The 15,639-nt window shown below is 38.7% G+C and carries 11 protein-coding genes; 2 read left to right on the top strand and 9 right to left on the bottom strand.

What is annotated here, in order from left to right:
- Window positions 1-4 precede the first annotated feature (4 nt).
- Both DKG80_RS17995 and DKG80_RS17990 read right to left on the bottom strand, forming a co-directional pair.
- Complete coding sequence (locus DKG80_RS17995) at window positions 5-2,329, bottom strand: sensor histidine kinase (protein WP_109832769.1); 2,325 nt, start codon at window positions 2,327-2,329, stop codon at window positions 5-7.
- Between the two features lie 159 nt (window positions 2,330-2,488).
- Entirely contained in the window at window positions 2,489-3,028 is a 540-nt protein-coding gene (locus tag DKG80_RS17990; RefSeq protein ID WP_109832768.1) for a hypothetical protein, read from the bottom strand.
- A gap of 200 nt (window positions 3,029-3,228) precedes the next feature.
- On the opposite strand from DKG80_RS17990, the gene DKG80_RS17985 reads away from it, so the two are divergent.
- On the top strand, window positions 3,229-4,134 hold the full coding sequence (locus DKG80_RS17985) for a hypothetical protein (RefSeq protein ID WP_109832767.1): 906 nt from the start codon (window positions 3,229-3,231) through the stop codon (window positions 4,132-4,134).
- A gap of 244 nt (window positions 4,135-4,378) precedes the next feature.
- On the opposite strand, the gene DKG80_RS17980 is transcribed toward DKG80_RS17985, so the two are convergent.
- The 3 genes from DKG80_RS17980 to DKG80_RS17970 form a co-directional block, all read right to left on the bottom strand.
- Window positions 4,379-4,666: a DUF1330 domain-containing protein gene (locus DKG80_RS17980; RefSeq protein WP_109832766.1), complete on the bottom strand. Its 288-nt coding sequence runs from the start codon at window positions 4,664-4,666 to the stop codon at window positions 4,379-4,381.
- Between the two features lie 208 nt (window positions 4,667-4,874).
- Window positions 4,875-6,647, bottom strand: coding sequence for a DUF7379 domain-containing protein (locus tag DKG80_RS17975; protein ID WP_109832765.1), 1,773 nt, complete (start codon window positions 6,645-6,647; stop codon window positions 4,875-4,877).
- Window positions 6,648-6,802: 155 nt separating this feature from the next.
- Window positions 6,803-7,423 carry an NAD(P)H-dependent oxidoreductase gene (locus DKG80_RS17970; RefSeq protein ID WP_109832764.1) on the bottom strand — a complete coding sequence of 207 codons (621 nt, stop codon included), beginning with the start codon at window positions 7,421-7,423 and terminating at the stop codon, window positions 6,803-6,805.
- 81 nt (window positions 7,424-7,504) lie between these two features.
- Between DKG80_RS17970 and DKG80_RS17965 the strand changes: the two genes are divergently transcribed.
- The gene (locus DKG80_RS17965; protein ID WP_162555970.1) at window positions 7,505-8,404 is read left to right on the top strand and encodes a LysR family transcriptional regulator; all 900 of its coding nucleotides are present in this window, start codon (window positions 7,505-7,507) and stop codon (window positions 8,402-8,404) included.
- Here DKG80_RS17965 and DKG80_RS17960 read toward each other — a convergent pair.
- The 4 genes from DKG80_RS17960 to DKG80_RS17945 are packed head-to-tail and all read right to left on the bottom strand — an operon-like array spanning window position 8,401 to window position 15,559.
- Complete coding sequence (locus tag DKG80_RS17960; RefSeq protein ID WP_109832762.1) at window positions 8,401-9,441, bottom strand: ABC transporter ATP-binding protein; 1,041 nt, start codon at window positions 9,439-9,441, stop codon at window positions 8,401-8,403. The genes DKG80_RS17965 and DKG80_RS17960 overlap by 4 nt on opposite strands.
- A complete protein-coding gene (locus DKG80_RS17955) occupies window positions 9,441-10,472 on the bottom strand; it encodes an iron ABC transporter permease (RefSeq protein WP_109832761.1) in 1,032 nt (343 codons plus the stop codon). Before DKG80_RS17955 ends, DKG80_RS17960 begins: the two co-directional genes overlap by 1 nt.
- Window positions 10,473-11,633, bottom strand: coding sequence for an ABC transporter substrate-binding protein (locus tag DKG80_RS17950; RefSeq protein ID WP_109832760.1), 1,161 nt, complete (start codon window positions 11,631-11,633; stop codon window positions 10,473-10,475).
- Window positions 11,630-15,559, bottom strand: a complete 3,930-nt coding sequence (locus DKG80_RS17945) for a cobaltochelatase subunit CobN (RefSeq protein ID WP_109832759.1) — start codon at window positions 15,557-15,559, stop codon at window positions 11,630-11,632. The genes DKG80_RS17950 and DKG80_RS17945 overlap by 4 nt, the downstream gene beginning before the upstream one ends.
- Window positions 15,560-15,639 lie beyond the last annotated feature (80 nt).

The raw sequence follows: 15,639 nt of genomic DNA, 5'->3' as shown, positions 1-15,639 counted from the left end.
GTTATTATTTTTTAGGTAACCACACTTTAAATATTGCTCCCTTTAAGCTGACATCTTTCGAAAAACTCAGGTTACCACCAAGCTCTTCAATTATTGATTTAACAATTGTTAATCCAAGCCCTGTCCCTACACTCTTGCTCTCATTTGCTCCAATCGTTTTTGTAGAAAACAATGGGTCAAAAATTCTCTTCTCAAACTCTTTGGCAATTCCTGGACCTGTATCACTTACCGAGAAAAAGTACCCCTTTACTCCTTCTCTCTCTTCTAAGTCGACATTTACGACAACCTTCCTTTCTCCACCTTTGAGTAGAGATGCTGTGTATGCATTCGTCAATAGATTTACCAAAATCGTCTCAATATCCATTTGGTAAGTACTACTGTATAAATTCTCCCCATTAAGTGTTAGATTGATAGCCGAAGCATCGAAAGCAGGCTTCAACTCTTTAACCACACTTTGTATTGTTTTATAAATCTGAATATTCCTCTTTGTCCTCTTCTCTTTCTGAACACGTGTTAGCGCATATGCACCCCAAGCCGCAACCTTTTTTGAATACCTGAGTGACTTATCCAATTCAGTTATTGCCTTTTCAATCCTAGGCGGAGTGATCTTTAATAGTTTTTGGGCGGTATTAGTTGACCCCTGAAACTGGGTTATAGACCCTTCTGTCTCATGACCGAAGACTGCAGATGAAATTCCAATAGTAGCCAACCCATTTAGAGTTCTTTGCCAATTGAGTAAGTCAGTTATTGTTATTTCTACTTCTTTTGAAACTTCGTCAACTGTCTTAATTGAATCCTCAAGAGGCTTTAAAAAGAGTGATGGCTTAACACTCTCCGCTTCAGCCTTAATTTCCGATTGAATATTAGACAACTCCTTCTTAACATGAGTCAATCGCTCTTTAATTCGTTCAGATTCTTGTTGAGCTGGTACACGCTTCTTTTCTCTCTTCTTCTTTTCAACACTAGGATATATTTTGCCGTAATGAGTTTCTAATAACCTTTTTGTCGCTTGAACAAACTCCTTCATATCATAAAACCCCTCTGACTCAACTAAGCCCTCTCTTGCTGCACTGTCTGTCAACAGTTCATTATTATCTCTAGTAATGAATACAGCTCCTACCAACTGATTTGGAGAGACAGCAAATTCATCGCCTCTTCCTGCTCCTGCAGGGTTTCGAGCCTTTTGTTCACCAATTCCCAACCAATCATAACCAAGTTGAGATTTAGGAAATCCATATGGTTTTACGGCAATCTTGTCTCGGTAAATTTTTACTCCCGCATTATTATCTAGAAACTCTCTAAGATCCTTTAATCTAAAATCTGTTCCCACTACCGAAGAGGATTCCCTTAGGAAAAACATTAATCTTACTTCTATTGGACCACACTTAAGCGTTTCAGCCTCTTCACTTACCTTCGTCTTAGCATAAAACTGTTGCAGAGGAATGGTATCAACTACCTCATTATTGGAATGCCTATCTTTTATAGAATAGTATACCTCGTCCGTCCCGTCAAACACAGCTGAAACATCAATTTCAGCTGTTTTATAATACTTAGACACAACGGGCTCAGAAAACTCTGGTGCAATATTATTCTTTAGATCTATCTTGAAATCAGACTGTTGATTAAAGGGAGGGGTAAGTGCTGAGAGTTCGTTATATAATCCTTCAATATTAGAACTTGTCCAATCCTGTCGTAATCCAGTTATTCGAATTTCTGTTCCTGTTCCAACCTTATTCCTTTTGTCCTTCGGAACATTAATTGATTTTGGTTTTGTAATCTGTACATCAATATCTGAAACCTCTTTCCCTTCAACGTCAAATTCATCCCAATCCACCTTTAAGCCAACAATTCCGCCCGATTCTGATTTTGTAATTAACTCAATTTTTGAACCAAGTCGATCTGTTGAAATTCTCCCAATTCCTTTCTCACCAGTTTTCCTTCTCCCTAGCTTGCTAACCTTTGATTTCCTTTTTCCTGAAAAACCAATTCTCAACCAATTATTGAGAAGTTCGTCTTTAGTCATTCCGAATCCATTATCCGCAACTCTTATTAAATCATTATTTTGACCGCATAGTATCTCAACTTCAATTTTATATGCATCTGCATCATAGCTATTTTTTACTAATTCGATAAGTGCTGTTGTATGATCCTTAATACTATCTCTCCCCAAATGAATAACTGTTTTTGCGTCTATGAAAAAACGCTGGTAGTCTTCATCAAACTTTGATAGCTCATTAGCTAATTTCATAACACTTCTGAAATCTGTCTTTTCTGCTCCAAGTGCGTTAGCTAATTCAGTTTTTATATCATCTATCTTCTTTTTAGACATAAACGAATTATAAATAGATTAAAATAGGAATGTGTAAGAATCCAATCCCCCGCCAATTTCCACTATGAAAGAGTTCGGAAATAAGTTTCGAATTTAAACAAACCATAGGACTAATATATTGACTCAAATCAAAGCTCAATCATAAACCTGCTGAAACAGTTAATGATATCTTTTCCTCCATTTAACAACCCTGCGATATAGTTCTATAAGGTTGATGGTAAAACCAAACATACCTGGTTTTGCTTCGAATAAATCATGAGTTTGAGAATTAGACTTTCTCTCAAAGCTAAACTTTGCGTATTCAGCGCATTCCGAATAATGTCCGGACTCTTCAACCATACTTTTAGAGGGAGTCTTAAAGTACTTATCATAACTCACAGCCTTTGCCGCAAGACCTAAGGTATCAACTGTAATTTGAGAATTCTCAAACAAACTAACTTCTGGACACATATTCGATAATCTGAAGCTTGACTCACCCCCTACAAAGGATGGAGATTCTCCAATACACTTTATGTAATTTTCATCAAGTCCTTCTTCGTCAATCATTGCACTTAAGAACTTACTATAGTTTATATACTGTACCATTGATGAATCCTCATAATAAAGTGTCATTGCTCTTCTTTCACATTTAGAAATCAAAGGACACCTTGGTGAACTCCCGTTCTCTTTGCTTAATTGTAAATATTCATTTTTATCCATTTGGTTATTTAATTGTTACAATTCTATTCACGCAACTAGCACTTCTCACTGGCTATCATATCAAGATAAAATGACTTCTCTTTACTACTCCATCCGTCTATGTACAAAATCAATCTTTATCAAGGTGCAAAATTTCTTCATCACAAATTCGTAACTTTTATTCATAGTAATCATTGTTCAACAATCTAATCATTTACATCATGACTGATTTTAAACTACTTACCCTAATTATCGGGTGGCTCACTAATTCTGCATCTACTGTTGGTTCTTTTTTGCTAGGTATAAAGGACAAAACTGACTTGAAAAACCGCATGAAAAGTCCTTTTTTCAAGCCTGCTATTGTGTTAATACTATTTGGATCAATGGCTACAGCTATTGTTCCGTTGTATCAACCGAACAAAAAGGTTGTTTCGCATGCCGATACGGAAAGAGAACTAACATCGAAAAACAAAACTCCTAGAGACTCAACGGTCGATACCTCTGTACAAAGCGACGAGGATTGGGCTAGTGGAGTGGATACCGAAATTCAACTGAGGAGATACTCTGAACAAGAAAGAAAAGCCAAAGAGAATGAAGAACGATTAAGGGTTCGAAAACCAATCAATCAAGCAATTAACTCCTTTGTAAGCAGTATCGAAAATGGCTTGAATATTTATGAAGGTTCTTTGAAAGATTCTCTTGATTTCGATTTCTCAAAGGTCAATCCACTAAAAGAAGAATCTTTTGGAATTATTAGAAGCACTGAAAACACCTACTTGATAACCTTCGAACATGGTTCTAAATGCAAAAGAACAGGGAGAGGTGAAATAACATTTCATGCCTTAACTAATGATAAGTTTGATAACCATATGGAGAGAATTGTTAGACTCGATTCATTATCTCCTGGATTAGGTTACAGTACTTTTATGGCGAGTATAATTCTAGATCGCGATATAGGATTGGTTATTGAACCAAATCGAGATCAAATTACTGTCATTGAATATTTCGATCGCAGAAACAATAGAATATTTGACCGCAAATACGATTTAGGTACCAATAGCCACTCTACTATAGATCACCTAGCTAAAAAGCTGATTGAGGAAATATTGTACTTGGAACAAGCATAGCCCTCTATTTGCTACATCGTTCATGTTTAGTCAAAGGTCAAAATGTTTTTGTACTACTTTTGTACCCGAAATTCTAGAGAAGGTTTAACCTATTAGAAATCAATGACTTTTAAAGGCTGTACTGAATCCTGCCGAGGTCACGTTTTTTCTAAAAAGCCAGACTTTCATGTCTGGCTTTTCTTTTTTAGTCAGAATCTAACAGGTTAATATAAGGGTTAAAGATCTATTACTATGACTAAGAATATTATGTTCCTTCTACAATAAGAACGTTTGTATGTGCACCTTTTCTTCTTAGTTCTGATGCACTCCTGTACTCATCTGAATTCCACCAGTTATTAGCAGTTTCATAATCTGGGAATTCAATTACTACAAGCCTTTGGGGATTCCAGTCTCCTTCTACTGAATTGGTTTGTCCTCCACGTACGATTATTTTTCCATTGTATTCTTTAATAATCTTGGGAGCTAAGTTTTTATATTCTTGCAATTTTTCTTTGTCAAAAACTGTCAAGTCCAATATTACATATGCAGACATTTCACTATTGTTTGTTAATTGTTATCTTGTGGGTTAAGATGAGTATGTTTATTTCCTAGTATAGAAAGAAGATACTTATTGCCACTTAGGTAACATACAAAGAATATTGGTTTTCAAAAAACTCGCTTAATACTCTAACAGCCGTCAAAAAACTTAGACACTTCTAAGTGTCCAAATCACCAATCAAGTATGACCGTAATTGGTGGGATCAATTTGCAGTGATTAGTGCTTGCGTATCGATGATTTTGTGATTATTTGCTGATGCGGGTCTGTATAATGAATAGTCATCTTGCATGTATTTTCCATGGGTGCTGTGAATCTTCACGATTTCCTTGTTGCTTTCTTGTACTTTAGGTGTGAGTACTTGTTGGTCACAGCCAATAACGAAGTCATGTTTTATGCCTAGTATGCCTTTAATGATTAAATCCATTCCTGATTTGGTGAGGACACTGATCCAACCGTGATCTTTTGATATAAGAAATCGAACCCAATCTGATGCTACTACTGTATAGCGCAGGTCAGGGTTATTTACTTCTCGGTTGAGTAATTCATTAATTAGTTCACTGTTTGGCTCCATCATTTTTAGTCCTTTGAAATTTTCTTTTGAAAAATCTACGACTTCTGATAGAATGGTTGTGATCAACTTGGCAGCTGATCCGAATGTCAGTTGTTTCAATATAGAAAACAAGAGTCCTACGGGTGTTTTACCTGCGTCTAGATACTGAGTCGCTCCGGATGAGAAAGAAAGTACTTTGTTGACGGGTAATTTATCTTTTACTATTGGGTCGGTTACAAGTGCCCATGCGGTGAAACCTCCTCTGCTTGAGGTGACAATATCTATGGGGTTGCCTTTAAAAGTGACATCTCCTAAAAATTCTATCATTTTATCTACATCATCGTTGGCGTCTGCTGATAGTGTGGGGTATTCGAATGATAAGATTTGCTGGTATTGTCCTGAGCGAATGAGTTGTTGAAGGTGAGAGGGCTGATCGTCTTTTTTTCTTTGCCAGATATCATGGAAGGATCCGATGGTATTGGATATAGCGCCGTGAATGAGAAGTAGTGTTTTATGGGAACCATTGATATCATCGGGTGATTCTATTTTCTCAAATCTACCTCCAAGATTATAACTCCCTTTTTCATGTGTGTAAATCCATTGATCGTGTTGTGGATCGTCTATGAACTTTAGCAATCGGTATTTGTCTTCTCCGACACTGTCATAGATGATGTCGTTGATGGCTGTACTGGATTGATGCTTGGTTAGTCTCTTGGATACTATACCTAGCAGTTGCTTGAGTTTTTTGGTTTTATCTTTTTTTACAAAAGTGATAATCTTAATGGTGAAGCTTAGGTTATTTGATTCGGCTTTGTTGAGTTCTATAGCATCTTGAGCTTCGTCATGTGAGGTGGTACAATGAAAGGGAACTTCTATGGCGTAGTGTCTGCGATCTTTATTGCGTGAATGATTCTCTACGGAGTCACAGAGTATGTGTCTAGCAAAGGCATTTGTTCCATCTGTATCATTTTGGTTTTTTACCATTAGGTATACTAAGGCTCCTTCTTTGTCTTTTAAAAAGAGTGTGAGTCTAAGCTTTGGGATTTCATTGGTTGGTATCTTGTTGGGTAATTCAAAGTCAACGTGGTCTAGGTTGATAAATCTTTCTTTTATTTTTTTCTTTCCTGATATGTCACTAATGACTTTTATATCCTGAATTTCTCTTTGGGTGAGCTTGTCGTATTGTCCTTCTTTGAAGTTACCGACTCCGGAAAAAGTGATGTGTCCTTTGAGTCGAAAAGGGCTATTGTCTTGCCATCCTAGGGTGGCCCAGATTGGCATTTTGGCACCGGTTACATTTCTTTTTAGCTTATTGTTTATTCTGCTCCTGACTATCTTGGAGTTGTGTAAGTCTCTTTTTCCTAGTGCTAGATATTTTCCTTCGAAGTCGAAGTATTCGTCTTTTGACCAATCAAATTTCTCCATGGCTGAGTTGTTAAGGTGTTTAGTTGATGAATTATTTTCAATTAACTAAATGTATGGCCAATTGGGAATATTTATCTCTGAATTTTGAGGGAAAATTAGAGCAGTTGTGATAGAAACTGCTCTTTTTTGTTTGTTTGGTTAATGTAGTGCCGGGTTTATTCTAGAAACCACTTGTCAATTAAACTGCTTATTTCTGTTTTGGCGTTTGTTAGTATTGTGTCTAGCTGTTCTCTTTTTTGATCTACCCCAAAGGCTGAAATCTGCTCTAGGGGAATACCGATAAAATCGAAGTTTTGCTGAATAGTAGATGAGGCATACTCTCGAATGTTACCAGAATCATGGTAGTCAAACCCACTGACCATAATTGACAGCGCTCTTTTACTTTCACAGAGTCCTTTGAATCCAGTGTGAGGATTAAAGGAAAATGTCTTTTCACTTACTATAATAGCATCAATCCAAGCTTTGACTGTTGCTGGCATGGAGAAATTATAAATAGGAAAGGCTAAAACTATATTATCAGCATCCAGAACATCTTCCACAAGGCTGTGGTGGTTGGACAATAATGTGAGTTCTTCTTTGGAAAAATCTCTTTTCCCATTGTTCCATTCCATCACTAGGTTCAAGTTTTTTTCTAGTAGTAAATCTGGAGGGGTAACGACTAGGTCTAGGTGTTTAATACTCGTTTTTTCCTTGGCTAAGGAAATGAATTCTTCTAATAGGATTTTGGTATAAGACCCTTTACGAGGGGTATAGCTTATTACTAATGTTCGTGTCATAAGATTAAAATTTTCGACTAATATATGGGGCTATTGGTGATAATTTTAATTATTTATGTTTGTGGATTAATAACTAAAGTTATGATTAATCTAGAATGGTTGAGAACGTTTGGTTCTATATATGAGCATAATAATATTACTGAGGCGTCTAGGCAGTTGAATATGACTCAGCCTGGTGTTAGTAAACATTTATTGGCTCTTGAAAATCATATTGGAAAAAAATTATTTGATAGGACTACTCGGAAGTTGACTCCTACTGAATATGGTAAGTTTTTGTATTCGCAAATCAGTAATCCTCTGGAGCAACTTCAAAAGGTGGAGCGATATTCTGGTAAAAGGGTAAAAAAGACACGTTCGGCGATTTCGATTGGTTGTACTTCTGATTTTTTTAGTAGTGATCTAATTGATAAGATATATTCTTTAGACATGTATGTTGCTACTGCTTTTGGAACTGAAAAAGAACTGATTGAGGGGCTTGAAACGGAAAATTTTCAGCTGCTAATTGGGACTAAAAGGTATAGTGTTTATGATCATTTGTTTACTAAGATCAGAAGTGAAGAATTGATTCTAATTGGCTCATCGTCTATTTCAATCCCGTCTGGACTGGAAAACGATATTGATCAGCTCATCGGTTGGCTACAGAAGCAGACTTGGTTTGTATATGATAATGATCAATCGGATCTTAAAAAATTTTATAAGGCTGTCTTCGATAGAATTCCTAAAGTAGTGCCGAGGTATATTTTACCGTCTTATCAGCATATAGTAGAGAGTATAAAGCATAACGATGGGGTAAGTATCGTTCCTAAACGGTCCTGCGAAAATGAAATTGGTCGGGGCCTTGTCAATGAGCTATTTAAAGCTAGTCGACCAGTGGAAAGAAATTTGTACTATTCGTGTAAGTCTAAGAATAGTAACCTAAGCGAGATCAATCAGTTCATGGATAAAATAAATAGTAATCGTTTAGAAGATTCGGAAGTCTAGTTGATAGATGAGTCTTCGGAATTTACTATTCGTAACTCACTTAGTAAATGCCCAATGCTGTCACAGGTAATGGTTTGATCTTTAATAGCTAGCTGCCAAGTACCATCAATTATGCAAATTTTTGTTTCGCATACAGGTTGATGGAGTACTTTGTATCCTTCTCGTTCTAGTGCTCTTTGTGTCCAAGTGCTCTCGATTCCTGTTCCGATGAGGGATATTTCACCTTTGGTGTGGTGATCTACTTTGAAGGCGCCTGTGAGTCGATCGAAATGAAAGGCGTTGCTTTTGAAGACTTGCTCAAACATACCGTTTAATACTAGGTCTTCTGGCGTGCCGTGTTTCATTTGGTCGTCTCTATTCATGAGCCAAATGGTGTCTGCTGTTTGTAGTGCAAGGTCTAATTCATGTGTGGAGAGTAGGATTGCCTTGTTAGTTTCTTTTGCGAGGCGTTTTAGGATATTCATGATTTCTACTCGATTGGGCAAGTCAAGGTGTGCGGTAGGTTCGTCTAGCATGATGAGTGGGGTGTCTTGTGCTAGTGCTTTGGCGATCAATACTCGTTGTTTTTCTCCATCACTTAGTTCGTTGAAGAATCTGTCTTTGTATTCACTGAGATGTACACTGGAAAGTGCTTTGTCTATGATAGCATAGTCTTTGGCTTTTAGCTCGGCAAAATAGTTGGTGTATGGATAGCGACCTATGGATAGGATGTCCATGACTTTTAAGGAGCCGGCATCAATCTTGTCGGTGAGTACAAGGCTGATGAGTCGTGCGTATTGATGTGGTTTTATTTGCTTGACATCTGTGTCGGATATGAATGTTTCCCCACTGAGTGGGGGCTGTAGGCCTGCTATGGTTCGCATGAGTGTAGATTTTCCGCAGCCATTGGGACCAATGAGGCATACTACTTCTCCGTTGTGAATTTTTATATCCAGTTCTTTTTCGAGTTCCAAGAGTCCTTTTTTGGATCTGTAGCCAATGGTGAGTCCGCTGGTGCGAAGAATTGGGATGGTCAAATGAGTGGTGTTATTTCCCATTAGAAAGCTCCTTTCATTTTTTTGTTTTTCAATAGGATAGTTAAAATCACTGGGGCTCCAAATAGCGCTGTGATAGAGTTCACGGGTAGGGTGGTTTGTGATCCGGGAAGTTGAGAGACGATGTCACAGGCTAGCATGATGATGATGCCACACATCATGGTGCCGGGGATCAGTATTTTGTGATTGGAGGTACGGAAGAGTAGTCTCGCCAAATGGGGTACTGCGACTCCTATAAATGCTATGGGGCCTGTGAAGGCGGTAATGGTTCCTGCCATGATACTGGTGACCATGATTAGTTTCAGTCTGGTTCGTGCTACATTGATTCCTACTCCTGTGGCGTAATTCTCTCCGAGTAGCAGGGCATTCATTTGTTTGGAGAAGAGTAAAGAGGCTAGGAGTGCTATGAGTACGATGGGACCCATAACTTGGAGCTGAGACCATGCGACTCCTGATAAGCTTCCAAATGTCCAAACTAGGAAGTTCTGAATGAGTTCGGGGTCGCTGAAGAACTGTAGGATGTTGACCACTGCTCCTGTGATAAATCCAAACATGATGCCTATGATGAGTATGGTCACACTATCAGATACTCTAGAGGATGCTATTAGGACGCAAGATAGGACTAGGAATGATCCTCCGATGGCAAACATGACTAGTCCCCAGCTTCCCATCTTTTCCTGTAAGTTCAATACTGTGCCAAACATGGCGGTAGAGGATAGTACGAACACGGCTACGCCTAAACTGGCTCCATGACTGATCCCTAATACTGAAGGGCCTGCTAGTGGGTTTCTGAATAGGGTTTGCATCTGTAATCCTGCTACGGAGATACCTGCTCCTGTCAATACGGCTGTGAATGCTTTGGGTAATCTGAAGTTGAGGATGATATATTCCCAAGATTTTTTGGAGGGTGTTCCTTGTAGGATGTTTATTAGCTCTGAGACGGAAATTTTCACACTACCTAGGCTGAGGTCTAGTAAAAACAATCCGATTACAAGTGTAATTCCTACTGATACGATCAACCAAGAGTTCTTCATTTATTGTAGTTTTTTGTAGTAATAGAGGTTGTGGTCGGGGAGTAGTTCGGGATGGAATATCTTGACAAGGTCTTTGAGTATGATGTCTGGTCTGGTCATCCCACTTTCCCAATAGTCATTTCCTCCGTTTTGGCTCATCCGTTTGTTGAAGGTGTATACATTTCCTTCTTTGAATGGTTTGAAAAGTAGGTAGCGTTCGTCCTGTATTTTCAAGTCATTGAGTGATTGTGCTCTTGGACCGATCCAGTAGTCTGCATCCATTAAGTTATCTAGAACGACTTCAAAGCTAAGTGGTAGACTCCCTGTTGATTTTTCGTTTTTGAAGTGAAAATCTCCACCTGCATCTAGGATGAGTTTGGCCATATAACTATCGGCTCCTGGCATGTACCATGTGCCTTTGAAATTGTTTCCGGTTAGGATTGAAGGTTTATTTTCGACATTTTCAGCTATTTTTATGGCTTTCAAATACTCTTTTTCGATGCTATTGAAAATGGAGTCTGCTTCTTGATCTTTGTTGAAAAATGCTGCGACGTATTTGATCCATTCGGCACGGGCTAGCATGTTTGTTTCCATCCATTCGACATTGTAGGACAGGGGTACTCCTGCTTCGATTAGCCTTTCGTCTTCATTTCGTACATTGTCATATCCAGTCTTCATGACTAGATCAGGGTCGAGGTCTAGTACTACTTCCAAGTTTGTTCCTTTGATAGAGCCAATCTTGGCAATTTCTCCATTTTGAATTCGATCATAGATGTATGAGCTATAGACATATTGATCTGTGGCGACACCTTTGATTTTATCCCACTGGTCAATTAGTCCTAACATCCCTACATGAGGGCTAGAGGTGGTAATGACTTCTTCTATTGGGACTGATAGGATGAAGTCTGCCCAGTCTACATTGTCAGGTTTTTTAGTGCCTTTGCTGTACAAAACATAGGACATCAATGTATCCTGTTCTTCCCAAGGGTTTTCTACAATTAAGGTTTTGTATTGGTCATTGATATTGATGGTAAAGCGCTTGGCATATTTGATGTCGGGGGTGAATAGATTGACTTTTTCACTGCTGTCAGAGTTCTTTGACTCAGATACCTTTTGGTTTGGTTTGCTACAGCTGGATACTATCAGTAGTAGCGCTATCGAAGATATGAAGTACTTGGTCATGATTTACTTTTTCCTTCTTTGCGTTTTTTGTTGATGAAATATAGTGAATATGCTAATAGGGAGGCTATTGCTATCCATTTCCAAATATTGGTATTCACGTCATTGTAGTTTTTATTTTGAGTGTTTACTTCTTCAATTTTATAACCTGTGACATTTTTTTTCGGTGTGTATTCTCTGGAATTATCTGCTTCGGAGGCTATCTGATTGGCATTCGGAAGTCCATCTGTGTTCAGTCGTTTTCTGATTTCTTGTAATTCCTTTTTATAGCTTTCTACTTTAGCTGTTGATAGGCCTTTGACTTCTTCGAATTCTTTATCAAGGAAATTGGCTAAAGCTGGATTGTTACAAACATTCAAATTGCATGAAAGCCCGACTTTGTCTACTGTGTTTAAAAATTCGGATAGTAGTTTTTGTTTCGTTTCATCATTGGGCTTCCAGTATTCTTTTCTGATGGCTTCGTACATTCGTGAAATCATCACTTGGTAAGCGAATAGGTTTCCTCCTTTTTCGAATCGGTTGGCGATGTCTAGGTCGTACTTGTCATTGACATACACATCGTAAAAGTTATTCCATTTGCTTTGATCTACTGCATCGGGAACTGTCACCTGCCATCCCCAGAGGTTGCTACTGACTTGACGGATGAATCGACCTCCTGAATAGCCTTCGTCCATCATGGTGTTGATCCACGTAGGGTTCAGGTAGCGTGTCTGTAATTCTTTGCTCAAGAAGTACTTTAGTTTTTCATGTTTCATTTGTCCCTGATTGGTGAGGTTAGAAACAATGACTTCGGGAGACTGTCCGTCAATAGCTCTGACGGCTAAGGCTGTTCCTCCTAGGTATTGAAAGAAATCGTCGTTGTCTAAGCTGGCGTATAAATGAGAAGTACGACTATGGAGTACAGCTTTCGTCCCAGAAAGACTTTGTTCGAATAGTGCAATGAGCAATGAATCATTGGCGGGTTGATTTCCCCAAAATGTATTGCTATATGGGAAGTGCATTCTATTCATGAAGACTTTGGCTACTTCTTTGTCATCTTCCCAACTTCCAGATGCATCGACTACGGTATTCGTTCCGGTTCCATAAGAACCTTCTGGGGTTGAGAATATCCTCACTTCCGATAATCTGGAAGCTATTTTTTTGTCAGCTCCACTGGCGATTAGACGTTCATAGTTGCGTTGGGTATTTCTGCGTACATAGTTTTCTACTTCCTCTTGCTTGGAGGCTAGTTTTACAGCCTTATCTAGTAGAAGGATCAGTTGGGGGAAAATATCGCGGTAAAGTCCTGAAGGAATTAATACTACGTCGACGCGTGGACGTTTCATTACACTGCGAGGAATTACTGTAAGATCAGATACTTTTCCATAGCCATCATAGACAGGTTTTATTCCCAAAAGACTGAGAATTTGGGCTTCCATGATTCCCTCATTCCTTATGCATTCCGTGGACCAGAGGTTAAATGTGATTTTATCAGGAAACTCGCCTTTGTGTTCTTCTAAGTATTCTTTGATCAAATCATTGGCTAGTCTTTCGCCTTCTTTGTAGACCTCTGTAGATGGGATATAATCGGCGTCAAAAGCGTAGAAGTTTTTACCTGTGGGCAATGATTTTGGATTTCTCAATGGATCATTTCCTGTAGCTGCTGTGATGTATTTGGCACTTAAGGCATCACTAAGTGCGTCTAGTTCTGCTTTGCCACTGGCTTGAATACGCTGACGGATATCATTTGCATAGGCGTTTCTTTTGGCACCTTTGAGGTCTTTCTTTTGGGAAATGATGGCCTGAACGTTTTTCTCTACATACTCGGCTTTTGGAAGTTGTCCAAATGTATGAAGCCCAAGAGGAGAGTGTTGTTCTCGAATTTCTTCTATGTAATGTTCCAGATAATGCAGTTCTTCATCATCTCTTATCGAATCCATTCCAAGGTCGTCGAGTATGCCGTTTTGCTTCGCCAGCTTGTAGATCTCATTGAATTTAGCTTGCGCCAATGCTGTGCTTTTTGACTCTGCTATTTCATGTTCTGAGATAAGTTGTTCAAGGGTTCTTAGCTCGGGATTGATGTCGATTCTATCAAATGGAGGAGTCATGTGGTCTATGATAATAGCTCCTGATCTTCGTTTAGCTTGTAGTCCTTCGCCTACATCGTCTACGATATATGGATAGACATTGACCATGTCACCAATCAATGCTTCTGAGGCATCATCTTTATTGAGTCCAGTTTCTTTACCTGGAAGCCATTCTAATGTACTGTGTGTACCGAGGTGAACTACTGCGTCTGCATCAAATCCATGCTGTAAGTAAAGGTAGAATGCTACATACTGATGATGTGGAGGTGTCGAAACATCATGATGCATTATATCTAAGTCGTGTGACCATCCTCTTACTGGCTGTGGTGTGAGTAGAATGTTACCATATTTGACAGAAGGAATGACGAAATACTCTTTGCCATTTTTATCAGTCCACATCATTATTTTGTTGTCTTGAGGTTTGCCCCATTGGTCTTCTATTTCTTTTTGGAGAAGGCTAGAAAGAGTGGCATACCATCTCAGGTATTGTTCCATTGGGATCAAAGTAGCGTTTCCTTTTTCTACTAATTTTTCAATTTCTCTGGGAGCCCAGTCACCGATGTTGAGTCCGTATTTCGATACTTTATCAAAAATGCCGTCCTCGGTTAATGGTTCATTGCCTACATTGTACCCATCGCTTTTTAGTCGGCTGAGGATAGAGTGAAGGCTTTTTGGCACTACATTCAAGTAACTTGCACCAAGTAGTTCTTTCCCCGGAGGGTGACTGTAGTAGATCAGAGCAATTTGCTTTTCGGCATTGGGTTTACTTTTTAATACATGTACTTTTTTGACTTTCTTCACTAAGCGTTTTGCTTGGAAGACTATGGCATTTTTGGTTTTTCTTCCCGTCTCTTGGTCTAAAACTTCTTTGCTACTAGACACTATGGGTTGGATCATTCCCATCTGTTCGGGGATACTCAGGTTATTGGTGCGCTTGTAAATGCGGATACCTTGATCGTTGTTCATCCATTCTTGTGCCGTTTGATTGACCTGTATCAGGTTGATGACAGGAACACCTAGCGCCTCGAACGTTTTTCGGTTTGCTTCAGGGTTGGCGCCCAACCATGCTGATTGTGCTAGTATGACTTCAGGGATTAGTTTTTTGTTATTATCATAAAACATACTTCCAATGTCTTCTTTTGGAGGAAATCCATAGTAGCACAGTACATTGAAGCCATTGTCCTCAAATTGATTAGCGTATTCACGAATGTGGAGTAATTGTTCAGAGAGGAAGTCACTTCTGCGGATATTGATGGCTATCCAAGGGTTTCCTTTCATGTGTTGATCATAATTCTTCCTGTAGGATTCAAAATCTGAGAACACCTTTTTACTATCAATGTTGCAAAGGGTGAATTCTGGCATTTTGATGGGGGATTGAGTGGGTACGTTTAGTCCAAGAGATCGCTGACACTGATCCAAAACCATAGCTACTAGATTGTCCAATCCAGACTGTTCATAAAACTCAAGGCTTTTACTATCCGAAACAATTCCTTTGTTTTCTCCTAGTACAGAAGTTTCTTCCGACCCTATTGCAAATACTTTTGTTCCTGATTTGGTCAGCTGATTTAGTAAGGAAAGTGCTCCCGTGACCTTAGCAGGATAGATGATATCAATGAAGATAAGTTGATTGTCTTTCAGTGATTCGTATGTTATTTCATCAAGGTCTGAATAATAGATACATTTTACCGAAGCGCTGATCTTATGTTTTAGAAGTCTATTGATGACTTCTTTGGAAGTGGCTTCTCCCAATAAGTAATAACTATCTGATAGTATTAAAGAGACCTTGGTTTCTGGTTTTTGGGCAACTATCGTTTGATGACTGAATAAGAAGCTCAGGAGAATAGTAAATACGATTTTATTCATTGGGGTTTATATGGAATCCATAAGATAGTTACACAAAATAGTACGTTTGAACAGCTCAGCAATAGGTTATGATCGGTCTC

This window comes from Reichenbachiella versicolor (assembly GCF_003171675.1).
Lineage (GTDB): Bacteria > Bacteroidota > Bacteroidia > Cytophagales > Cyclobacteriaceae > Reichenbachiella > Reichenbachiella versicolor.
The sequence above is the reverse complement of the archived record's forward strand: the minus strand, read 5'-3'. Positions and strand labels throughout refer to the sequence as shown.